16 protein-coding genes and 1 pseudogene are annotated in these 22,203 nt (G+C 69.8%); 9 read left to right on the top strand and 8 right to left on the bottom strand.

Annotated elements, in window-relative coordinates; genetic code table 11:
* The first annotated feature begins 24 nt into the window (after nucleotides 1-24).
* The gene (locus EJC51_RS11025) at nucleotides 25-1,068 is read left to right on the top strand and encodes an ABC transporter permease (RefSeq protein WP_126270897.1); all 1,044 of its coding nucleotides are present in this window, start codon (nucleotides 25-27) and stop codon (nucleotides 1,066-1,068) included.
* An 11-nt stretch (nucleotides 1,069-1,079) separates the two neighbouring features.
* Nucleotides 1,080-2,252, top strand: a complete 1,173-nt coding sequence (mtnK, locus tag EJC51_RS11020) for an S-methyl-5-thioribose kinase (protein WP_126270896.1) — start codon at nucleotides 1,080-1,082, stop codon at nucleotides 2,250-2,252.
* Here the strand turns inward: mtnK and EJC51_RS11015 are convergent.
* The 5 genes and pseudogenes from EJC51_RS11015 to EJC51_RS10995 form a co-directional block, all read right to left on the bottom strand.
* A pseudogene (locus EJC51_RS11015) lies at nucleotides 2,241-2,426 on the bottom strand (SMI1/KNR4 family protein); the annotation flags it as partial. The gene mtnK and the pseudogene EJC51_RS11015 sit on opposite strands and share 12 nt — an antisense overlap.
* Before the next feature lie 278 nt (nucleotides 2,427-2,704).
* Complete coding sequence (locus tag EJC51_RS11010; protein WP_126270895.1) at nucleotides 2,705-4,321, bottom strand: glycerol-3-phosphate dehydrogenase/oxidase; 1,617 nt, start codon at nucleotides 4,319-4,321, stop codon at nucleotides 2,705-2,707.
* Between the two features lie 51 nt (nucleotides 4,322-4,372).
* On the bottom strand, nucleotides 4,373-5,914 hold the full coding sequence (gene glpK / locus EJC51_RS11005) for a glycerol kinase GlpK (protein WP_126270894.1): 1,542 nt from the start codon (nucleotides 5,912-5,914) through the stop codon (nucleotides 4,373-4,375).
* A gap of 89 nt (nucleotides 5,915-6,003) precedes the next feature.
* The gene (locus EJC51_RS11000) at nucleotides 6,004-6,804 is read right to left on the bottom strand and encodes an MIP/aquaporin family protein (protein WP_126270893.1); all 801 of its coding nucleotides are present in this window, start codon (nucleotides 6,802-6,804) and stop codon (nucleotides 6,004-6,006) included.
* Between the two features lie 357 nt (nucleotides 6,805-7,161).
* Entirely contained in the window at nucleotides 7,162-7,926 is a 765-nt protein-coding gene (locus EJC51_RS10995) for an IclR family transcriptional regulator (protein ID WP_126270892.1), read from the bottom strand.
* A 305-nt stretch (nucleotides 7,927-8,231) separates the two neighbouring features.
* On the opposite strand from EJC51_RS10995, the gene metH reads away from it, so the two are divergent.
* The 4 genes from metH (at nucleotide 8,232) to EJC51_RS10975 (ending at nucleotide 16,304) form a co-directional block, all read left to right on the top strand.
* Nucleotides 8,232-11,747: a methionine synthase gene (gene metH / locus EJC51_RS10990; RefSeq protein ID WP_126270891.1), complete on the top strand. Its 3,516-nt coding sequence runs from the start codon at nucleotides 8,232-8,234 to the stop codon at nucleotides 11,745-11,747.
* Nucleotides 11,748-11,931: 184 nt separating this feature from the next.
* Complete coding sequence (locus EJC51_RS10985; protein WP_126270890.1) at nucleotides 11,932-12,633, top strand: HAD family hydrolase; 702 nt, start codon at nucleotides 11,932-11,934, stop codon at nucleotides 12,631-12,633.
* 421 nt (nucleotides 12,634-13,054) lie between these two features.
* Nucleotides 13,055-14,659, top strand: a complete 1,605-nt coding sequence (locus EJC51_RS10980) for an ABC transporter substrate-binding protein (protein ID WP_126270889.1) — start codon at nucleotides 13,055-13,057, stop codon at nucleotides 14,657-14,659.
* A 67-nt stretch (nucleotides 14,660-14,726) separates the two neighbouring features.
* Complete coding sequence (locus EJC51_RS10975; RefSeq protein ID WP_126270888.1) at nucleotides 14,727-16,304, top strand: ABC transporter substrate-binding protein; 1,578 nt, start codon at nucleotides 14,727-14,729, stop codon at nucleotides 16,302-16,304.
* A 69-nt stretch (nucleotides 16,305-16,373) separates the two neighbouring features.
* On the opposite strand, the gene EJC51_RS10970 is transcribed toward EJC51_RS10975, so the two are convergent.
* Together EJC51_RS10970 and EJC51_RS10965 are read right to left on the bottom strand one after the other, a co-directional pair.
* Nucleotides 16,374-17,045 carry a response regulator gene (locus EJC51_RS10970; RefSeq protein ID WP_020141342.1) on the bottom strand — a complete coding sequence of 224 codons (672 nt, stop codon included), beginning with the start codon at nucleotides 17,043-17,045 and terminating at the stop codon, nucleotides 16,374-16,376.
* A gap of 14 nt (nucleotides 17,046-17,059) precedes the next feature.
* Nucleotides 17,060-18,037 (bottom strand): RecB family exonuclease, encoded by a 978-nt coding sequence (locus tag EJC51_RS10965; protein WP_126270887.1) that lies wholly within the window; start codon nucleotides 18,035-18,037, stop codon nucleotides 17,060-17,062.
* A gap of 175 nt (nucleotides 18,038-18,212) precedes the next feature.
* On the opposite strand from EJC51_RS10965, the gene EJC51_RS10960 reads away from it, so the two are divergent.
* The 3 genes from EJC51_RS10960 to EJC51_RS10950 all read left to right on the top strand — a co-directional run bounded on the left by EJC51_RS10960 (nucleotide 18,213) and on the right by EJC51_RS10950 (nucleotide 21,597).
* Nucleotides 18,213-19,829: a site-2 protease family protein gene (locus EJC51_RS10960; RefSeq protein ID WP_126270886.1), complete on the top strand. Its 1,617-nt coding sequence runs from the start codon at nucleotides 18,213-18,215 to the stop codon at nucleotides 19,827-19,829.
* 77 nt (nucleotides 19,830-19,906) lie between these two features.
* Complete coding sequence (locus tag EJC51_RS10955; protein WP_059196539.1) at nucleotides 19,907-20,809, top strand: tRNA (adenine-N1)-methyltransferase; 903 nt, start codon at nucleotides 19,907-19,909, stop codon at nucleotides 20,807-20,809.
* Between the two features lie 209 nt (nucleotides 20,810-21,018).
* A complete protein-coding gene (locus EJC51_RS10950; RefSeq protein WP_126270885.1) occupies nucleotides 21,019-21,597 on the top strand; it encodes a hypothetical protein in 579 nt (192 codons plus the stop codon).
* A gap of 96 nt (nucleotides 21,598-21,693) precedes the next feature.
* Here EJC51_RS10950 and EJC51_RS10945 read toward each other — a convergent pair whose 3' ends face one another.
* Nucleotides 21,694-21,999, bottom strand: a complete 306-nt coding sequence (locus EJC51_RS10945) for a ferredoxin (protein WP_126270884.1) — start codon at nucleotides 21,997-21,999, stop codon at nucleotides 21,694-21,696.
* Nucleotides 22,000-22,203: the final 204 nt, after the last annotated feature.

Raw genomic sequence — 22,203 nt, 5'->3', positions numbered from 1 at the left:
CGCCGCCGCTGAAGGAAGCACCCCATGACCACAGCCCAGAGCACCCCGGTGAAGACGGCGACGCCGTCCACCACGGCCACCCCGGCCGCGCGCGTCCAGAGCGCCGTCATCAAGTACGGCTTCCTCTTCGTGACGGTCGCCCTCTTCCTCTACTTCGCGCTCAGCGAGGGCTCCTTCCGCGAGTCGGCGACCCTCCTCGACACCCTGCGCTATGTCTCCGTCGCCGCCATCCTCGGCCTCGGCGTCACCCTCACCCTGGCCGTCGGCGGGATGGACATGTCCGTCGGCGCGGTCGCGGGCCTCGGAGTCTCCGTCGCCGCCCAGACCATGGTCGTCTACAACCAGATCGGCACCGTCGCCATCGTCGCGGTGCTCGCGGCGGGCGCCGTGGTGGGCCTGCTCAACGCCCTGCTGATCGTCGTACTGAAGATCCCCGACATGCTGGCGACGCTCGGCACGCTGTTCATCGTCCAGGGCCTCAAACTCGTCCTCGTCGACGGCCAGTCCATCACCCCCGGCATGACCCTGGACGACGGCACCACCGCCCCCGGCAAGTTCACCGAGGGCTTCCTGAAGATCGACCGCGGCACGGTCCTCGGCGTCCCGATCTCCGTCCTCGTCTTCGGCGGGCTGACGATCGCCGCCTGGGTCTTCCTCGCCCGCACCCGCTGGGGCCGGGTGCTGTACGCCATCGGCGCCAACCCCGAGGCGTCCCGGCTGGCCGGCATCCGCGTCGGCGCGTACCGGGCCCTCGCCTACGTCCTGTCCGGAGTCCTGGCCTCCGTCGGCGGTCTGATCCTGGCGTCCCGCATCGGCCAGGGCGACGTGTCGGCCGGCACCTCGCAGCTCCTGGAGGCGGTCGCGGTCGCCCTGGTCGGCACGTCGGTTCTCGGCAAGGGCCGCCCGAACGTCTGGGGCACGGCCCTCGGCGCGGTGCTGATCGGCATCATCACCACCGGCCTGACCATCAAGGGCCTGCCGTACTACACCCAGGACGTCGTCGAGGGCGCGGTCCTCATCCTCGCCCTGGTCTTCAGCTTCACCCTGTCCAAGCGCCGCACCGCATAGGGGAGTTCACGATGGGTTACCGCATCCTGGAGACCGAGGACATCCCGGCCTACCTGCGGGAGCGCGGCCACTGGGACGAGGCCGCCGACCCGGAGGTCCGCGAGGTCTCCGACGGCAACATGAACCGCGTCTTCCTGGCGACCTCGCCCGCCGGCACCCACAGCCTCGCCGTGAAGCAGGCCCTGCCGTGGGTCCGCGTGGCGGGCCCGTCCTGGCCGATGAACCCGGACCGCGCCGACGCCGAGGCCCGCGCCTACGACCAGGTCGCCAAGGTGGCCCCCGACAAGATCCCGGCGATCCACGGCTACGACCCCGAGAACTACGCCCTCGTCATGGAGGACATGTCGGACCTGGAGGTCCTGCGCACGCTCCTCAACGAGGGCGCGGCCTACGGCCCGAACACCTCGGCCCGGGTGGGCGAGTTCGTGGCCCAGCTCTCCTTCGCCACCAGCGACTTCGGGATGCCCTCCGCCGAGCGCAAGGCCCTCATCGCGGCCTCGGTCAGCCCCGAGCTGTGCAAGATCACCGAGGACGTGGTCCTCTCCGAGCCGTACATCGAGCACGAGCACAACCACTGGCACGAGGGTGTGGCCGACCTGGCGGCAAAGTTCCGCGCGGACGCCCGCCTTCGCACCGAGGTCGCCGACCTCCGGCACACCTTCATGACCACCGCCCAGGCCCTCCTCCACGGCGACCTGCACACCGGCAGCATCATGGTCGGCGACCGGGAAGGCGCCCCGGTCGTGCGGGTCTTCGACCCGGAGTTCTCCTTCGTCGGCCCGATCGGCTACGACCTCGGCCTGTACTGGGCCAACGCGCTGGTGTCGGAGGAACGGGCCTGGGCGCTGGGGTCGCTGAGCGACCACGGCGACCAACTCCGGCTGTCCTGGGAGGCCTTCGAGACGGAGTTCCGCCGCCTGTGGCCGACCCGCGTCGACACCTTCTTCGACGACGCCTACCTGGACCGCTTCCTGCGCCGCGTCTGGACGGAATCGGTCGGCTACGCCGGCACGGAGATCATCCGCCGCATCATCGGCTTCGCCCACCTGACCGACCTGACGACCCTCCCGGACCCGGCACCGGCGTCCCGCAGGGCGCTGCTGCTGGGTCGTGAGCTGATCGTGCGCCGCGAGGAGCTGCGGGACGTGACCGCCGTACGCGAGGCCGTCGCCTCACTGGGCTGACCCGGCGTCGAACCACTCCTGGCCGGCGGCCCAGTGCCGCACCCATCCGGCGAAGCCGGGCGCGGCGGTCGTATGACCGAACTCCGCGCCGAACGGCAGGGCGCCCACATCGGTGACGTGCCATATGTGTCCGCGGTGCGGGCCGGTGACGACCACGTGCCAGTCCATGCCGCAGCGGCCCCGACGCCGTCGTCGAGCAGGTCGTCCACCGGGGTTCGCTGACCCTGGGCACGGACGGCTTCGAGGCGGAGCACGGCGTGGTGCTTCCATGGGCGCATGAACCCTCGTGCCCCCATGGAAACACCCCCCACTGACAACGCGGCACGCGAGAGGGGCGGCTCCATCGGCGTGGAGCCGCCCCTCTCGCACACCGGCCCCATAGGGGAGGAGGGCCGGGTCCCGGTCAGGTCGGCTCCCGTCAGGAGGAGCCGTGCCCTTCGGAGTCGTAGCGCCTACTTCTTGTCGAGCAGGTCCTGCACCTTCGCCCGGACCTCGTCCGTGGCCAGACCCCGGATCGTCAGCGTCGTCCGGCGGCGCAGCACGTCGTCCGCCGTCTCGGCCCACTCGGTGTCACGCGCGTACACGACCTGCGCCCAGATCTCGGGGGCGTCGGGGTGGACGCGCTCGCCCAGCTCCGGGTTCTCGTTCGCCAGCCGGGCGATGTCGAAGGCCAGGGAGCCGTAGTGGGTGGCCAGGTGCCTGGCCGTGTCGGCGGCCATGCGCGGACCCGGCGCCGGGTTGTCGACCAGCAGGCGGTGCGCGACCGCGCGCGGGTTGGCGACACCGGGCAGCGGGAGCTTCTTCGGCAGGGACGAGATCGGTTCGAAGTCGTCGCCCAGCGGGTGGCCCGGCAGCGCCTCCAGCTTCTGCATGACGGTGCGGCCGATGTGCCGGAACGTCGTCCACTTGCCGCCCGCGACGGACAGCATGCCGCCCTTGCCCTCGGTCACGACGGTCTCGCGCTTGGCCTTGGCGGTGTCCCCGGGCCCGCCCGGCAGCACCCGCAGACCCGCGAAGGCGTACGTGATCAGGTCACGGTCGAGCTGCTGGTCCCGGATGGAGAACGCGGCCTCGTCCAGGATCTGCGCGGTGTCCTTCTCGGTGACCTTGACGTCCGCCGGGTCGCCCTCGAACTCCTCGTCGGTCGTACCGAGAAGGAGCATGTCCTCCCAGGGGAGGGCGAAGGTGATCCGGTACTTGTCGATGGGGGTCGCGAGCGCGGCCTTCCAGGGCGAGGTCCGCTTCAGGACCAGATGCGCGCCCTTGGAGAGGCGGATGGAGGGCGCCGCGTTCGGGTCCTCCATCTTGCGCAGGTGGTCGACCCACGGGCCGGTCGCGTTCAGCACGAGCCGGGCGTTGACGCCGAACTCGTCGCCGGACAGCCGGTCGCGCAGCTCGGCGCCCGTGACCCGGCCCTGGGTGAAGCGGAGGCCGGTCACCTCGGCGTGGTTCAGGACGACCGCGCCCGCCTCGACGGCCGCGCGGACCGTCATCAGCGCCATGCGGGCGTCGTTCATCTGGTCGTCGCCGTAGACGGCGACGGCCTTGAGGTTGTCGGTGCGCAGCTCGGGCACGTCCTGGGCCGCCTTCGCGGGGGACAGGAGGTGACCGACGCCGTCACCGAACGCGGAGAGCGCGGAGTAGGCGAAGACGCCCGCCCCGAGCTTCGCCGCGCCGTGCGGCCCGCCCTTGTACACGGGCAGGTAGAACGTGAGCGGGTTCGCCAGGTGGGGAGCCACCTGGCGAGACACCGCACGGCGCTCGAAGTGGTTCTCCGCCACCAGCTTCACCGCGCCGGTCTGCAGATAGCGCAGACCGCCGTGGAGAAGCTTGGAGGAGGCGGAGGAGGTGGCGCCGGCGAAGTCACCGGCGTCGACCAGAGCCACCCTCAGGCCGGACTGCGCGGCGTGCCAGGCGGTGGAGATGCCCAGGATGCCGCCGCCGATCACGAGAAGGTCGTACGACGCCTTGGCGAGCTGCTCCCGGGTCTCGGCGCGGCTCGGGTTGGAGCCGGAGGCCGGGCGCGTACCGAGGGCAGGCACGGACTGGAGGGTGGACTGACTGGTCATTTCGGGTTCTTACTCCTCATCAGAGCGGCTTGAGCCTACGAGTGGCTCTCGTCAGCTCTCCTCGTCCTCGAGCCAGCCCATCGTCCGCTCGACGGCCTTGAGCCAGCTCTTGTACTCACGGTCGCGGCTGTCCGCGTCCATGCGGGGGGTCCACTCGGCGGCCCGGCGCCAGTTGGCACGCAGGTCGTCGGTGCTGGTCCAGAAGCCGACGGCGAGACCGGCGGCGTAGGCGGCACCGAGGCAGGTCGTCTCGGCGACCATCGGACGGACCACGGGGGCGTCCAGGAAGTCCGAGAGGGTCTGCATCAGCAGGTTGTTGGAGGTCATGCCGCCGTCGACCTTGAGGGCCGCGAGCTCGACGCCCGAGTCCTTGGTCATGGCGTCCGTGATCTCACGGGTCTGCCAGGCGGTGGCCTCCAGGACGGCGCGCGCGAGGTGCGCCTTGGTGACGTACCGGGTCAGGCCGGCGATCACACCGCGGGCGTCGGAGCGCCAGTACGGGGCGAACAGACCGGAGAAGGCCGGCACGAAGTACGCGCCGCCGTTGTCCTCGACGGAGAGCGCGAGCGTCTCGATCTCGGCGGCGGTGGAGATGAGCCCCATCTGGTCGCGCATCCACTGCACCAGCGAACCGGTGACGGCGATGGAGCCCTCGAGGGCGTAGACCGGCTTCTGGTCGCCGATGCGGTAGCCGACGGTGGTGAGCAGACCGGAGTACGAGTTGATGATCTTCTCGCCGGTGTTCATGAGCATGAACGTGCCGGTGCCGTACGTCGACTTGGCCTCGCCCTCGGCGAAACAGGTCTGGCCGAACAGGGCCGCCTGCTGGTCACCGAGCGCCGAGGCGACCGGGATGCCGCCGAGCAGGTCGCCCAGCTTGCCGCCGGTGACCTCGCCGTAGACCTCGGCGGAGGAGCGGATCTCCGGGAGCATCGACAGCGGCACGCCGATGGACTCGGCGATCTTCTCGTCCCACTCCAGGGTGTGGAGGTTCATCAGCATGGTGCGGGAGGCGTTGGTGACGTCGGTGTAGTGCTTGCCGCCGTTGACACCGCCCGTCAGGTTCCAGATGACCCAGGTGTCCATGGTGCCGAACAGGATGTCGCCGGCCTCGGCGCGCTCGCGCAGGCCCTCGACGTTGTCCAGCAGCCAGCGGGCCTTCGGACCGGCGAAGTAGGAGGCGAGCGGAAGGCCCGTCTCGCGGCGGAAGCGGTCCTGTCCGACGTTGCGGCCGAGCTCCTTGCACAGGGCGTCGGTGCGGGTGTCCTGCCAGACGATGGCGTTGTGGACGGGCTCACCGGTGTTCTTGTCCCACAGCAGCGTGGTCTCACGCTGGTTGGTGATACCGATGGCCTTGATGTCGTCCCGGGTGATGCCGGCCTTCTGGATGGCTCCGGCGACGACTTCCTGGACGTTGGTCCAGATCTCGTTGGCGTTGTGCTCGACCCAGCCCGGCTTCGGGAAGATCTGCTCGTGCTCCTTCTGGTCGACGGAGACGATACGGCCGTCGCGGTCGAAGACGATGCAGCGGGAAGAGGTCGTGCCCTGGTCGATCGCGGCGATGAACGGGCCGGCGGTGTGCGCGTCGGTCACTGTCTGCTCCTGAGGTTCCGTGGATAAGCGGTGTCTACGGCTGCTTGCTACGAGTGCTTGCTACGCGTTGCTTGCTAGGAGTGCTGCTTCTAAGCGAAAGCGACGTTGTAGATGCCTGCAGCGATCGCGCCGCCGATCAGCGGACCGACGACCGGGACCCAGGCGTAGCCCCAGTCGGAACCGCCCTTGTTGGGCAGGGGCAGGAGGGCGTGCACGATACGCGGACCGAGGTCACGGGCCGGGTTGATCGCGTAACCGGTCGGGCCACCGAGGGACAGACCGATGGAGACGACGACCAGGGCGGTGATCAGGGCGCCCAGGGTGCCCAGGCCGTTGCCGCCGTCGTTGAGGCCCTGCGTGAGGACGGCGAGGACCAGCACGATGGTGCCGATGACCTCGGTGGCGACGTTCTGCCAGGCGACCCGGATCTCCGGACCGGTGGAGAAGATGCCCAGGACCGGGCCGGCGCCCGCCTCCTGCGCCTCGACGGCCTTGGTCTTGGTGGACTGCGCGCCCGGACCGCCGACGATCTCCTTGTCGGTGAGGTGCGCGTGGAACTGGCCGTAGTAGGCGATCCAGACCAGCGCCGCACCGATCATGGCGCCGAGCAGCTGCCCGCCCCAGTAGACCGGGACGTCACTCCAGGAGATGCCGTCCTTCTTCAGCGCGAGCGCGAGGGTCACGGCCGGGTTCAGGTGTGCGCCGGACAGGGGCGCGGAGGTGTAGACGGCCGTGAGAACGGCGAAACCCCACCCGAAGGTGATGGCGAGCCAACCGGCGTTACGGGCCTTGGAGGCCTTCAGCGTGACGGCGGCGCACACGCCACCGCCGAGCAGGATGAGTATGGCGGTACCGATGGTCTCGCCGATGAAGATGTCGGAGCTGGACACCCGCGACTCCTTTGTCCTTCGTCCAGGGAAAGCGGAACCCCGGGTCCCTCCGGTGGTTCGCGTGCCCTCGGGGATGAGAGCGTTGCCGGCCCTTGGCGTTGTCACACTCTAGCGCGTATTGCCGGTAGGTGTTCGACAATGCCGACCGATGGACGGGAGTCTTGCTCCGGCGTTACGTGTGCGTCAAGGGTTCTGTTATCGAAAGCACGATCGTTATTGATTGCTGTGGGCTATCGATCTTCAAGTGGGACGCTTGGGGCACCTCGCCCCGATATGTCCACTTCAGGGTAGGGCGAAGTCCGGGCCGCCGTCGCGGCGTCCCGGTGGCTCTTACCGAGTTCTCGGGCGTTACCGGCTCTAGAAGCGCCCGGCGCCCAGGTCGCGCGAGACCGCGCGGGCGCAGTCGCGGACCGCCGCGATCAGCTCCGGCCGCAGCTCGCCGTCCCGGCACAGCCGCTCCACGGCGCCCGTGATGCCGACCGCGCCGACCGGCATCCGCCGCCGGTCGTGGATGGGGGCGGCGACACCCGCGACGCCCTCCCAGGTCTCCTCCACGTCCGCCGCGTAGCCACGCGCGCGGGTGATGTCGAGGATGTTCTCGAAGCTCTCCAGCTCGCACACCGTGCGGTCCGTGAACGGTTTGCGGTCCGCCTCGATGGCCTCGCTGTGCGCCACCGGGTCGTAGGCCGACAGCACCTTGCCCAGGGCCGTGGAGTGCAGGGGCTGCATGGCCCCGATCTCCAGCACCTGCCGGCTGTCGTCCGGCCGGAAGACGTGGTGCACGATCAGCACGCCCTGTTGGTGCAGGACCCCCAGATAGACGCTCTCGCCGCTGGAACGGGCCAGGTCGTCGGTCCACACCAGCGCGCGTGCCCGCAGCTCGTGCACGTCGAGATAGGTGGTGCCCAGGCGCAGCAGCTCGGCGCCCAGCTGATAGCGCCCGGAGGCGTCGTCCTGCTCGACGAAGCCCTCCGCCTGGAGCGTGCGCAGGATGCCGTGCGCGGTGCCCTTGGCGAGGCCCAGGGCCGAGGCGATGTCCGACAGGCCGAGCCGCCGCTCGCCGCCCGCGAGCAGCCGCAGCATCGCGGCCGCCCGTTCGAGCGACTGGATGTTCCGTGCCATCGCCGTCCTGCCTCCGTCCCCTTCGCCGTCGACTCGCGACGTCGCTGCCGCCGTTCGGCAATGTCGAACACTACTAGTCCATGCCGACCGACCGCCAATGTTCTGACGACACGTTCCCGCCACTCGACGCACAGTCTTGCGTCACTCGTATCCCGCTGGTGACCTGCTCGTCATCCTCGTCCGCCCCGTGGACTTCCTGACCATCCCGGTCCGGTCCCGGCTACCCTGGCGGCGTGCGCCTGCTGAGGGAAGTCCCACGGCAGGACGCAAAGCCGACAGCCGTCGCACCCACAGGGAGCCCTTTCATGGCCTCGTTGCCACCGTCCCCTTCCGCCGACAGCCGGGCCCGCGTGTCCGCGCTCCGCGAGGCGCTCGCCACCCGTGTGGTGGTCGCCGACGGAGCCATGGGCACCATGCTCCAGGCGCAGGACCCCACCCTCGAGGACTTCGAGAACCTCGAAGGCTGTAACGAGATCCTCAACGTGACCCGCCCGGACATCGTCCGCTCCGTCCACGACGCCTACTTCGCCGTGGGCGTCGACTGCGTCGAGACCAACACCTTCGGGTCCAACCACACGGCCGCGTCCGAGTACGACATCGCCGACCGGGTCCACGAACTGTCCGAGGCCGGCGCCCGCATCGCCCGCGAGACGGCCGACGAGTACACCGCCCGAGACGGCCGCCAGCGCTGGGTCCTCGGCTCCGTCGGCCCCGGCACCAAGCTGCCCACCCTCGGCCACATCGACTACGCCACCATCCGCGACGGCTACCAGGCCAACGTCGAGGGCCTGCTCGCCGGCGGCGCCGACGCCCTGATCGTCGAGACCACCCAGGACCTCCTCCAGACCAAGGCCTCCGTCCTCGGCGCCCGCCGCGCCATGGAGGCGCTCGGCGCCGACGTACCCCTCGTGGTCTCCATGGCCTTCGAGACGACCGGCACCATGCTGCTGGGCTCCGAGATCGGCGCCGCGCTGACCGCGCTGGAGCCGCTCGGCATCGACATGATCGGCCTGAACTGCTCCACCGGCCCCGCCGAGATGAGCGAGCACCTGCGCTATCTCACCCGGCACTCCCGCATCCCGCTGCTGTGCATGCCGAACGCGGGCCTGCCCATCCTCACCAAGGACGGCGCGCACTTCCCCCTCGACCCCGAGGGCCTGGCCGACGCCCAGGAGAACTTCGTCCGCGACTACGGCCTGTCCCTCATCGGCGGCTGCTGCGGCACCACCCCCGAGCACCTGCGCCAGGTCGTCGAACGCGTCCGCGACCTCACCCCCGCCGAGCGCCATCCGCGTCCCGAGCCGGGCGCCGCCTCCCTCTACCAGACCGTCCCGTTCCGCCAGGACACCTCGTACCTGGCGATCGGTGAGCGCACCAACGCCAACGGCTCCAAGAAGTTCCGTGAGGCGATGCTGGAGGGCCGCTGGGACGACTGCGTGGAGATGGCCCGCGACCAGATCCGCGAGGGCGCGCACATGCTCGACCTGTGCGTGGACTACGTCGGCCGCGACGGCGTCGCCGACATGAAGGAGCTGGCCGGCCGCTTCGCCACCGCCTCCACCCTGCCGATCGTGCTGGACTCCACCGAGGTCGACGTCCTCCAGGCGGGCCTGGAGAAGCTCGGCGGCCGCGCGGTCATCAACTCCGTCAACTACGAGGACGGCGACGGCCCCGAGTCCCGCTTCGCGAAGGTCACCAAGCTCGCCCAGGAGCACGGCGCGGCGCTGATCGCGCTGACCATCGACGAGGAGGGCCAGGCGCGGACCCCGGAGAAGAAGGTCGAGATCGCCGAGCGGCTGATCGAGGACCTGACCGGGAACTGGGGCATCCACGAGTCGGACATCCTCATCGACACCCTGACTTTCACCATCTGCACGGGTCAGGAGGAGTCCCGCAAGGACGGCATCGCCACCATCGAGGCGATCCGCGAACTCAAGCGCCGCCACCCGGACGTGCAGACCACGCTGGGCCTGTCGAACATCTCCTTCGGCCTGAACCCGGCCGCCCGCATCCTGCTGAACTCGGTCTTCCTGGACGAGTGCGTCAAGGCGGGCCTGGACTCGGCGATCGTGCACGCCTCGAAGATCCTGCCGATCGCCCGGTTCTCCGAGGAGGAGGTGCGCACGGCCCTCGACCTCGTCTACGACCGCCGCGCCGAGGGCTACGACCCGCTGCAGAAGCTGATGGCCCTGTTCGAGGGCGCCACCACGAAGTCCCTGAAGGCGGGCAAGGCCGAGGAGCTGGCCGCACTGCCGCTGGAGGAGCGCCTCAAGCGCCGCATCATCGACGGCGAGAAGAACGGCCTCGAAGAGGATCTGGCCGACGCCCTCCAGACCCGCCCCGCACTCGACATCGTCAACGAGACGCTCCTGGACGGCATGAAGGTCGTCGGCGAGCTGTTCGGCTCCGGCCAGATGCAGCTGCCGTTCGTGCTCCAGTCCGCCGAGGTGATGAAGTCGGCGGTCGCCTACCTCGAACCGCACATGGAGAAGTCGGACGCCGAGGGCAAGGGCACCATCGTGCTGGCCACCGTGCGCGGAGACGTCCACGACATCGGCAAGAACCTCGTCGACATCATCCTGTCCAACAACGGTTACAACGTGGTCAACCTCGGCATCAAGCAGCCGGTCTCCGCGATCCTGGAGGCGGCCGAGGAACACAAGGCCGATGTGATCGGCATGTCCGGGCTGCTGGTGAAGTCCACGGTGATCATGAAGGAGAACCTGGAGGAGCTCAACTCCCGCGGCATGGCCGCCGACTACCCGGTCATCCTCGGCGGCGCCGCCCTCACCCGCGCCTACGTCGAACAGGACCTGCACGAGATCTACCAGGGCGAAGTCCGCTACGCCCGCGACGCGTTCGAGGGCCTGCGCCTCATGGACGCCCTCATCGGCGTCAAGCGCGGCGTGCCCGGCGCGGCCCTGCCCGAGCTCAAGCAGCGCCGGGTGCGCGCCGGTTCCGTACAGGTCGAGGAGGAGCGGCCCGAAGAGGGACACGTCCGCTCCGACGTCGCCACCGACAACCCCCTCCCCACCCCGCCGTTCTGGGACACCCGCGTCATCAAGGGCATCCAGCTCAAGGAGTACGCCTCCTGGCTCGACGAGGGCGCCCTCTTCAAGGGCCAGTGGGGCCTGAAGCAGGCCCGCACCGGCGACGGTCCGACCTACGAGGAACTCGTCGAGACCGAGGGCCGGCCCCGGCTGCGCGGGCTGCTCGACCGTCTCCAGACGGAGAACCTCCTCGAAGCCGCCGTCGTCTACGGCTACTTCCCGTGCGTCTCCAAGGACGACGACCTGATCATCCTCGACGACCAGGGCAACGAGCGCACCCGCTTCACCTTCCCGCGCCAGCGCCGCGGCCGCCGCCTGTGCCTGGCCGACTTCTTCCGTCCGGAGGAGTCGGGGGAGACCGACGTCGTCGGCCTCCAGGTCGTCACCGTCGGCTCCCGCATCGGCGAGCAGACCGCCAAGCTCTTCGAGGCCAACGCCTACCGCGACTACCTCGAACTGCACGGCCTGTCCGTCCAGTTGGCCGAGGCCCTCGCCGAGTACTGGCACGCGCGCGTGCGGTCGGAACTCGGCTTCGCGGGGGAGGACCCGAGCGACATCGAGGACATGTTCGCCCTCAAGTACCGGGGCGCGCGCTTCTCCCTCGGCTACGGCGCCTGCCCCAACCTGGAGGACCGCGCCAAGATCGCCGACCTGCTCCAGCCGGAGCGCATCGGCGTCCACCTGTCCGAGGAGTTCCAGCTGCACCCCGAGCAGTCCACGGACGCGATCGTGATCCACCACCCGGAGGCGAAGTACTTCAACGCTCGCTAGAAAGGTGCCCGACAGGCACATAAGCGCAGCTCAAGACGGCCCCCGGCGGTACTTGAGGTGTGCCCCGGGCCGCGTCGAATAAACGAGGCGCATCCTCCGGGACAGTCGTACACTGGACGGTCCATCGCAGGCCGGTTCCCTCCGTGGGAACCGGCCTGATCGTCCCTCAAGGAGGTGCGCCTAGATGACCAGTACGGTCCCCGCGCTCGGAACCCGTACGGCCGAAGGCTCAGCCCTGCAGGCCGTGCTGCTCGACATGGACGGCACCCTGGTGGACACCGAGGGCTTCTGGTGGGACGTCGAGGTGGAGATCTTCGCCGGACTCGGTCACACCCTCGACGACTCCTGGCGCCATGTCGTCGTCGGCGGTCCCATGACCCGCAGCGCGGGGTTCCTGATCGAGGCCACCGGCGCCGACATCACCCTCCCCGAACTCACGGTGCTGCTCAACGAGGGCTTCGAGGACCGCATCGGCCGCGCCCTGCCGCTGATGCCGGGCGCCCTGCGGCTGCTGGCCGAACTCTCCGAGTACGAGATCCCCACCGCCCTGGTCTCCGCCTCCCACCGGCGCATCATCGACCGCGTGCTGACCTCCCTCGGCCCCCAGCATTTCGCCCTCACCGTCGCCGGCGACGAGGTGGCCCGCACCAAGCCGCACCCCGACCCCTACCTCTTCGCCGCCGCGGGACTCGGTGTCGATCCGGCCAGATGCGCCGTCGTCGAGGACACCGCCACCGGCGTCGCCGCCGCCGAGGCCGCGGGCTGCCACGTCGTGGCCGTGCCGTCCGTCGCGCCCATCGCCCCCGCCGCCCGGCGCACCGTCGTCAGCTCCCTCGAGGAGGTCGACCTGGCATTTCTGCGCGGCCTGATGACGGAAATGCGCTGAGCGTTCACCCAGCGTGCATCGCGGATAACGCAAGCATTTCCGGGCCGCGCGCAAAGGAATTCGAATCTTGATCGCCGACCGAATTCCGGTGCCCGTACACCTTGTTGAGCATGTGACGTTCCCCACTTCACGCGAGGTCGACAGGTGGCGCGGTCTGTGCCTGCGGCCCGCAATGAGGGGATTGTGCCGTGCCCTTGTGTCCTGATTGATGGAAACCTGCACTAATCCTTCCCCTGTCGGGTTTTCGGTGTGTCCGCACCCGGTTTCGCTCCGTGATGGCACCTCAACTCCGGTGCCTGCGAACCGCTCTGCGGGCGCGGACTAATCTCGTCGCGAGAACATCACCGCACCCCCCGTGGATCCGCCGCACCACCCATGCATGCCGGATACACGGACTCGACAGCTCTGGAGAAACTCGAGCATGAACCGCAAGACTTTGGTGCTGCCGGCCGTGATCGGTCTGCTCGCGCCGGTTCTCGCCGCCTGCGGCGGGTCCGACGGCAGCAGCGGCGGCGGAGACGCGATAGTCGTCGGCACCACGGACGCGGTCACTGCCTCGAAGGACGCCCCCGCGCCCCTCGACCCGGCCTACGCCTACGACGCCGGCATCTGGAACATCCTGCGCCAGACCGTGCAGACCCTGATGATCCAGCCGCGCGGCGAGGGCGAGCCCGTCCCCGAGGCCGCCGAGAGCTGCGGTTTCACCGACACCGGCAACGAGCGCTACGCCTGCAAGCTGCGCCCGGGCCTGAAGTTCGCCAACGGCGACGCTGTCACCGCGAAGGACGTCAAGTACTCCATCGACCGCGCGCGGAACATCAACGTCGAGGGCGGTCCGGTCGGCCTGCTCTCCACCATCGACACCGTCGAGACCCAGGGCGACCGCGAGGTGATCTTCCACCTCAAGACGGCCGACGCCACCTTCCCGTACAAGCTCTCGACCCCCGTCGCCGGCATCCTCAACCCCGACGACTACCCGGCCAAGAGCCTGCGCGACGGCTTCGACCTCGACGGCTCCGGCCCGTACACCATGTCCGCCGAGGTCAAGGACGACCAGCTCGTCAGCGCCGTGTTCACCAAGAACCCCAACTACAAGGGGATCCTGAAGGTGAACAACGACAAGGTCGAACTGCGCACCTTCGCGGACGCCGACGCCATGGGCGCCGCCATCGACAAGGGCGACATCGACGTCATGTCCCGCACCATGTCGCCCGAGCAGATCGAGAAGCTCTCCGGGTCCACTGACAGCGATGTCGACCTCGTCGAGATGCCCGGCCTGGAGATCCGCTACCTGGCCTTCAACACCGACGCCCCCGCGGTCAAGACCAAGGCCGTGCGCCAGGCGATGGCCCAGATCATCAACCGCAGCGAACTCGTCTCCAAGGTCTACGGCTCCGAGGCCGAACCGCTGTTCTCGCTGGTGCCGGCGAGCATCATCGGCCACTCCAACTCGTTCTTCAACAAGTACGGCGACCCCAGCAAGACCAAGGCCGCAGCCCTCCTGAACAGGGCGAACATCACTGCCCCGGTCAAGCTGACCCTGCACTACACGACCGACCACTACGGCTCGGCCACCAAGAAGGAGTTCGAGCAGCTCCAGCAGCAGCTCAACGACTCCGGCCTGTTCGACGTGAGCATCAAGGGCGAAGCCTGGAAGACCTTCCGCCCCGCCGAGCAGAAGGGCACGTACGACGTCTACGGAATGGGCTGGTTCCCGGACTTCCCCGACGCCGACAACTACCTCGCGCCGTTCCTCGACAAGGACAACTTCCTCGGCTCGCCCTACGCCAACAGCGAGATCCGCAACACCCTGATCCCGGAGTCCCGCCGCCAGGCCGACCGGCTGTCCGCCTCCACCAGCCTCACCGACATCCAGGACATCGTCGCCGACGACGTCCCGGTGCTGCCGCTGTGGCAGGGCAAGCAGTACGTCGCCGCCCGCGACGACATCACCGGCACCGCCTACGTCCTCAACTCCTCCTCCACCCTTCAGCTGTGGGAGCTCGGCCGCGGCGTGAGCGGCTGATCGTCCCCTGCCCGGGGCCCGGGACGGCCGGCCCCGGGATCCGACACCGACGACAAGGCACTCGCACGTGAACCTGCGCAACCAGTGGCCGGTCCTGCCCATCATGGCGGGGCTGGCCTCCGGCCTGTTGACCGGCTGCGGCTCGGAGAACGGAGAATCCGGAAGCGGTGGCTCCACCGTGGTGATGGGGATGTCCGACGACGTCCTCGCCACCGACCCGGCCTCCGGCTACGACCCCGGCTCGTGGCTGCTGTTCAACAACGTCTTCCAGTCGCTGCTCAGCTTCCCCAAGGGCGGCACCGAGCCCGTACCGGAAGCCGCCGAGAGCTGCGGGTTCAGCGACGCCCAGACCAAGGTCTTCAAGTGCACGCTGAAGGACGGCCTGAAGTTCAGCAACGGTGACGACCTCACCTCGGAGGACGTCAAGTTCTCCTTCGACCGGATGCTGAAGATCAACGACGACGCCGGCCCCGCGATCATGTTCCCCATGCTCGACAAGGTCGAGACGCCGAACGAGAAGACGGTCGTGTTCCGGCTGAACACGCCCGACGCCACCTTCCCCAGCAAGCTCGCCTCCGGCGCCGGCTCCATCGTCGACCACCGGCAGTACGACGCCGGCAAGCTCCGCGAGGACGGCGAGGCAGTCGGCTCCGGCCCCTACACACTCGACTCGTTCGACGACGGCGAGGCCGTCTTCTCCGTCAACGAGAACTACGAGGGCACCGCCAAGATCAAGAACTCCGGCGTCACCCTGAAGTTCGGCGTCGACCAGGCCCAGCTCAAGCAGGACCTCACCGACAACAAGATCGACATCGCCTACCGAGGCCTCAGCGCGAGCGACATCTCCGACATCGAGGCCGCCGGCACCGACGCCGACGTCGAACTCGTCGAGGGCACCAGCGCCGAGGTCCAGCACCTCGTCTTCAACATGGACGACCCCGTCGCCGGCAAGCTCGGCGTCCGCAAGGCCATGGCCTACCTGCTCGACCGCGACGCCCTCATGGCCGAGGTCTACCAGGGCACCGCCACCTCGCTCTACTCGATCATCCCGGCCGGCATCGCGGGCCACAACACGGCCTTCTTCGACACCTACGGCGCCCGCCCCTCCAAGGCCAAGGCCGCCGCCGCCCTGACCGCCGAGGGCATCACCGGCAAGGTCAAGCTCACCCTCTGGTCCACCCCCACCCGCTACGGCCCCTCCACCGACCAGGAACTCAAGGCCATCGCCGACCAGCTCAACGACAGCGGCCTCTTCGCCGCCGACGTCAAGTCCGTCGCCTACGACCAGTACGAGAAGGACATAGCCAAGGGCAAGTACGGCGTCTACGTGAAGGGCTGGGTCCCCGACTACCCGGACGCCGACAACTTCACCGCCCCCTTCTTCGGCGAGGGCAACGTGCTCAGCAACAACTACACCAACAACACGATCACCGACACGCTCATCCCGCGCACCGCCGCCCAGAGCGACCGCGCCGCCACCGACAGCGACTACGGCCACCTCCAGGACGTCGTCGCCGCCGAACTCCCCGTCCTGCCCCTGTGGCAGGCCAAGCAGTACGCCGTCGTCCGCGACAACGTCTACGGCCTCGAGTACTGCCTCGACGCCTCCACCGTCTTCCGCTTCTGGGAGATCAGCAAGGGCTGACGGCCCGGCCCGGCAACGCCAAGGGCGCCCCCTCCTGAGAGCGGGCGCCCTTGCTGTTGTCGGCTGTTGCTACTGCGCGCCGGGACGCACCAGCCCGCTCTCGTACGCGTACACCGCAGCCTGCACCCGGTCCCGCAGCCCCAGCTTCGTCAGCACATGCCCCACATGCGTCTTCACCGTGGTCTCGCTGACGAACAGATCCGCCGCGATCTCCGCGTTCGACAACCCCCGCGCCACCAGCTTCAGCACCTCCACCTCACGGTCGGTGAGCGTGTGCAGCGTGTCCGGCACCGGCTCGTCACCCGACGGCAGATGCGTGGCGTACTTGTCGAGCAGCCGGCGCGTGATGCTCGGCGCGAGCATCGCCTCACCCGCGGCCACCACCCGGATCGCCTGCACCAGCTCGTTGGCGGGAGCATCCTTCAGCAGGAAACCGCTGGCCCCCGCCCGCAGCGCCTCCACCACGTACTCGTCGAGATCGAACGTGGTCAGCACCAGCACCTTCGCCGGACCGTCCCGCCCGGGCCCGGTGATCTGCCGGGTCGCCTCGACGCCGTCCATCCGGGGCATGCGGATGTCCATGAGAACCACGTCGGGCTGCAACGCCCGCACCTGGTCGAGCGCCTGAAGGCCGTCTCCGGCCTCGCCGACCACAGCGATGTCCTGCTCCGCCTCCAGAATCATCCGGAAGCCGGTACGCAGCAGCGGCTGGTCGTCGACCAGTAGGACGCGGATGGCCACGTGACACTCCTTCGCTAGTCCGGCCCCATTCTGCCCTGCGACGCCCCGCCGGACTCGGCCGCCCTCACCGGGAGCGGATACGGCGGGGGAGTACCGCCGAACTCCGGGCAGTGCGCCTGGTGGTCGCACCAGCCGCACAGCTTCGTCGGCCGCGGACGCCAGTCACCCGTCTCCGTCGCCAGCCGGATCGCCTCCCACAGCGCCAGCAGCTTCCGCTCCACCCGCTCCAGATCCGCCGGCACGGGGTCGTACGTCAGCACGTCACCACTGCCGAGATACACCAGCTGCAACCGCCGCGGCACGACCTGCTTCAGCCGCCACACCACCAGCGCGTAGAACTTCATCTGGAACAGCGCACCCTCGGCGTACTCCGGCCGCGGCGCCTTGCCCGTCTTGTAGTCGACGATCCGCACCTCACCCGTGGGCGCCACATCGACCCGGTCGATGATCCCGCGCAGCCGCAGCCCCGAATCCAGCTCCGCCTCGACGAACAACTCCCGCTCGGCAGGCTCCAACCGCGTCGGATCCTCCAGACTGAACCACCGCTCCACCAGCTGCTCGGCCTCCCCGAGCCACCGCGCCAGCCGCTCACCCTCCGGATCGTCGGCGAACAGCTCCACGACCTCGGGCCGCGACTCCCGCAACCGGTCCCACTGGCCGGGGATGAGCGACTTCGCCTGGGGCGCCGTCCGCTCACCCGCCGGAGCGTCGAACAGCCGCTCAAGCACCGCATGCACCAGAGTGCCCCGCGTCGCCGCCTCGCTCGGCTTCTCCGGCAACCGGTCGATCACCCGGAACCGGTACAGCAACGGGCACTGCATGAAGTCGCTCGCCCGCGACGGCGACAGCGACGCGGGCGCTATGGCGACACGCGCCTCGGCCGCGACCGTCACGTCCTGTGCCGACGCCGCCTGCTCGCCCACGACCGGCGGATCCACGTCCGCGACCCCGCCGCCGGCGGCCTCCGCCGCGCCCTCGGTGCTCGTCTCCATGCCCACAGACCTTACGGCCCACCACTGACAGTGACCCACTCGCCGCCGGGACCCGCACGACAGCCCGGGAAACACAGGGGGTGCCGGGGCCGAACGCGTCGCGACCGCCGCATACCATCGACCCCGAGACCCTTCCGCCGGCAGGCGCGGAAGACGCTTCGAACGAGGGGACACCGTGGACGAGAGCGGCGGGAGCGGGCAGCCGCGGTCCGGCAACGACGAGCCGACCCAGCACGCAGGCCCTACGACCCCGGCCGCCGACCCCACCACGGGGGAGGGGCAGCGGGACGAGCCCACGACCAACCCCACCGAGGACAGAACGCCGGGTGCAGAGACCCCGACGCCTCAGACCCCTCCGGGCAGCTCAAGCACCACCGACGCCGAGGCGAAGCGCCGGGACGAGGCGACGGACGACCACGCCGTCGGCGACGCCGACGAGACCACCGAAACCACCGAGACCAGCGGGGCGACCGAGACCAGCGGGACGACCGGGACGACCGACGGTGTCGAGGACCACCCGACGCCGAAGACCCCGACCCCCACGCCCACCCCCACTCCCCACGACCAAGACCCGGCCCACGACCACCGCACCCTCGCCCACTCCGGCACCACCAAGGGCCGCCCGCCCCAGCGGCAGCGCGAACCCGGTGGAGGGCTGCTCATGGGACGCCCCTTCGGCGTGCCCGTCTACGTCGCGCCCAGCTGGTTCCTCGTGGCCGCCCTCATCACCTGGGTGTTCGGCGGCCAGCTCGACCGCGTCCTGCCCGAACTCGGCGCCGCCCGCTACCTCGTCTCCCTCTTCTTCGCCGTCGCCTTCTACGCCTCCGTCCTCGTCCACGAACTCGCCCACACGGTCGCCGCCCTCCGCTTCAAGCTCCCCGTACGCCGCATCCAGCTCCAGTTCTTCGGCGGCGTCTCCGAGATCGAGAAGGAAGCCGAGACCCCCGGCCGCGAGTTCGTGCTGGCCTTCGTCGGCCCCCTACTCTCCCTCGTCCTCGCCGGCCTCTTCTACGTCGCCCTCCAGCCCGTCGAACCCGGCACCGTCCCCGGCGTCCTGCTCGCCGGCCTGATGATCTCCAACCTCATCGTGGCCGCCTTCAACCTCCTGCCGGGCCTGCCCCTCGACGGCGGCCGCATGCTCCGCGCCGTCGTCTGGAAGATCACCGGCAAACCCATGAGCGGCACCATCGCCGCCGCCTGGGTCGGCCGCGCCCTCGCCGTCTTCGTCCTCATCGGCCTCCCGCTGCTCACCCAGTCCGGAGCCCTCGGCTCCAACGCCGAGGACAACGTCGGCATGGACACCGTCATGGACGCCCTGCTCGCCGCGATCCTCGCCGCCATCATCTGGACCGGCGCCGGCAACAGCCTCCGCATGGCCCGCCTGCGCGAACACCTCCCGGAACTCCGCGCCCGCAACCTCACCCGGCGCGCCGTCCCCGTCGAGACCGACACCCCCCTCTCCGAGGCCCTGCGCCGCGCCAACGAAGCCGGCGCCCGCGCCCTCGTCGTCGTCGACACCGACGGCGAACCCCTCTCCCTCGTCCGCGAGGCCGCCATCGTCGGCGTCCCCGAACACCGCCGCCCCTGGGTCGCCGTCAGCGGCCTCGCCCAGGACCTCACCGACGGCATGCGCGTCTCCGCGGAACTGGCCGGGGAGGACCTCCTCGACGCCCTGCGCGCCACCCCCGCCACCGAATACCTCGTCGTCGAGGACACCGGCGAGATCTACGGCGTCCTGTCCGCCGCCGACGTCGAGCGCGCCTTCGTCAAGGCCATGGCCCGCCCGAGCTGAGAGCACCGCTCTCCTGAAGCGGTGCTCCGCACTTCCTCGTGGTCGGCGGCCCCCCGAAACGCCGGTAGGCTGTTCACATGTCCGAACCGACCGGTGCCGCCCGCAGGCGCGGGCCCTTCAAGGTCGGGGACCAGGTTCAGCTGACCGACCCCAAGGGCCGCCACTACACGTTCACGCTCGAAGAGGGAAAGAACTTCCACACCCACAAGGGTTCCTTCCCCCACGACGAGCTGATCGGCGCTCCCGAGGGCAGCGTTGTCCGCACCACCGGTAACGTCGCCTACCTCGCGCTGCGCCCCCTGCTCCCCGACTACGTCCTGTCCATGCCCCGCGGGGCAGCCGTCGTCTACCCGAAGGACGCGGGACAGATCCTCGCCTTCGCCGACATCTTCCCCGGCGCACGCGTCGTCGAAGCCGGCGTCGGCTCCGGCTCGCTCAGCAGCTTCCTGCTGCGCGCCATCGGCGACCAGGGCATGCTGCACTCCTACGAGCGCCGCGAGGACTTCGCCGAGATCGCCCAGCAGAACGTGGAGCGCTACTTCGGCGGCCCCCACCCCGCCTGGCAGCTCACCGTCGGCGACCTCCAGGACAACCTGTCCGACACCGACGTCGACCGCGTCATCCTCGACATGCTCGCCCCCTGGGAATGCCTGGAGGCCGTCTCCAAGGCGCTCGTCCCCGGCGGCATCCTCTGCTGCTACGTCGCCACCACCACCCAGCTCGCCCGGACCGTCGAGTCCATCCGCGAGATCGGCTCCTTCAACGAGCCGACCGCCTGGGAGTCGATGATCCGCAACTGGCACATCGAAGGCCTCGCCGTCCGCCCGGACCACCGGATGATCGGCCACACCGGCTTCCTGCTCACCGCCCGCCGCCTCGCCGACGGCGTCGAGCCGCCCATGCGCCGCCGCCGCCCCGCCAAGGGCGCCTACGGCGAGGACTACGCCGGCCCCAACGCCGACGGAGGCTCCGGCCGCTGAGGCGGCCCTGTGCCGCGTACAACGCAACCGCGCCGCGGCCGAGTTCCCGACACCCGCTCCGGAACTCGGCCCCGGCGCCTTTTCGTTGCCGACACCTCGGACCCCGAGGTCCGTGCGACAACCACCGACCCCGCCGTTCCGCTCCCCTGTGACGTGTGGCACCATGCGGGACACCCCCACCGCCACAGCCCTCTCGGGAGTCACCCCTAGTGCAGCACTCCGCGGTTCCGGAACTCGCTCACACGCACACCCGCCCGATCCACTGGGTGGCCACCGCCACCGCCGTGGCAGGCGTCGTGGCCCTCTCCTCGGTCCTCCAGCCGAATCCGGCCACCGCCGCCCAGGCCGCCGGCCCGCAGTCGCAGCAGGCCCCCGTGACCACCGCCGCCCCGAACCCGGCCCATGTCGACTTCCCGATCGACTGCGGCCCCGTCAAAGCGCTCGTGGTGAAGAAGGCCACCGGCGACCTCGACGGCGACGGCCGCCCCGAGACCGTCGCGGTCGTCCACTGCGACGCCCCCATGGGCACCCCGCCCGACGCCGTCTACGTCCTCACCCAGGCCGCCGACGCCAAGAAGCCCCGCGTCGTGGCGACCCTGATCGACCCCAAGGACCGCACCAACGTCAAGACCCTCACCGTCGCCGACGGAACCGTCCTCGCCGACACACTCGGCTACTCCTCGGACTCCGTACCCAGTTGCTGCCCCGACGTGCACACCAGCGTGAAGTGGCAGTGGAAGAACGGCACCTTCCTGCGCTCCACCCCGGCGGGCGCACGGAGCGTCTGAGCCCCGCTCGGCACGTCACCACGACGGCCGCCAACTGACAGAGCGACAACAAGCGTTCCGGCCGGGGCGACACCGCCGACCGGCACCCCCGCGCGGTCACGCCACGTCGGGCCCGTAGACCTCGACGCCGTCCGACACCCGGCGCACATGAATGCACTCGCCCGGGCACTCCCTGGCCGAATCCACCACGTCCGTCAGCAACGGCAGCGGCACCGGCGTCGACGCACCCGCGGACTGCAGCAGCTCGTCGTCCGCGCCCTTCACATACGCCAGACCGTCGATGTCCAGCTCGAACACCTCAGGCGCGTACTGGACACAGATGCCGTCGCCGGTACAGAGATCCTGATCGATCCAGACCTCCAGAGCCTGACCCTCGACCCCGGCCTCCTGCTGCACGCTCACGTCTCCCGCCACCTCCGCTGCTCAACACCCCCGACCCTACCCCCGCCACCCTACGAACCCTCGGCCGCCGACCAGCCCGCCGGACCCGCCCATCTCCTCGCGTGCCGGTGGAGCGCCCCTCGAAAACACCTCGACCACGCCTCGCGCACCGGTCGAGACACCCCCGCTCCACACCCGTGCGCCCCCCGTGCCACCGCCCGGCAG

This window comes from Streptomyces aquilus, from assembly GCF_003955715.1.
In the GTDB taxonomy this organism is placed as follows: domain Bacteria; phylum Actinomycetota; class Actinomycetes; order Streptomycetales; family Streptomycetaceae; genus Streptomyces; species Streptomyces aquilus.
This window is presented reverse-complemented; position numbering and strand designations above follow the sequence as displayed.

Coding starts and splice junctions, on each gene's coding strand:
- EJC51_RS10995 (WP_126270892.1), bottom strand. CDS start 7,926: ATGGCACGGAACATCCAGTCGCTCGAACGGGCGGCCGCGATGCTGCGG.
- metH (WP_126270891.1), top strand. CDS start 8,232: ATGGCCTCGTTGCCACCGTCCCCTTCCGCCGACAGCCGGGCCCGCGTG.
- mtnK (WP_126270896.1), top strand. CDS start 1,080: ATGGGTTACCGCATCCTGGAGACCGAGGACATCCCGGCCTACCTGCGG.
- EJC51_RS10955 (WP_059196539.1), top strand. CDS start 19,907: ATGTCCGAACCGACCGGTGCCGCCCGCAGGCGCGGGCCCTTCAAGGTC.
- EJC51_RS11025 (WP_126270897.1), top strand. CDS start 25: ATGACCACAGCCCAGAGCACCCCGGTGAAGACGGCGACGCCGTCCACC.
- EJC51_RS10965 (WP_126270887.1), bottom strand. CDS start 18,037: ATGGAGACGAGCACCGAGGGCGCGGCGGAGGCCGCCGGCGGCGGGGTC.
- EJC51_RS10980 (WP_126270889.1), top strand. CDS start 13,055: ATGAACCGCAAGACTTTGGTGCTGCCGGCCGTGATCGGTCTGCTCGCG.
- EJC51_RS11010 (WP_126270895.1), bottom strand. CDS start 4,321: ATGACCAGTCAGTCCACCCTCCAGTCCGTGCCTGCCCTCGGTACGCGC.
- EJC51_RS10985 (WP_126270890.1), top strand. CDS start 11,932: ATGACCAGTACGGTCCCCGCGCTCGGAACCCGTACGGCCGAAGGCTCA.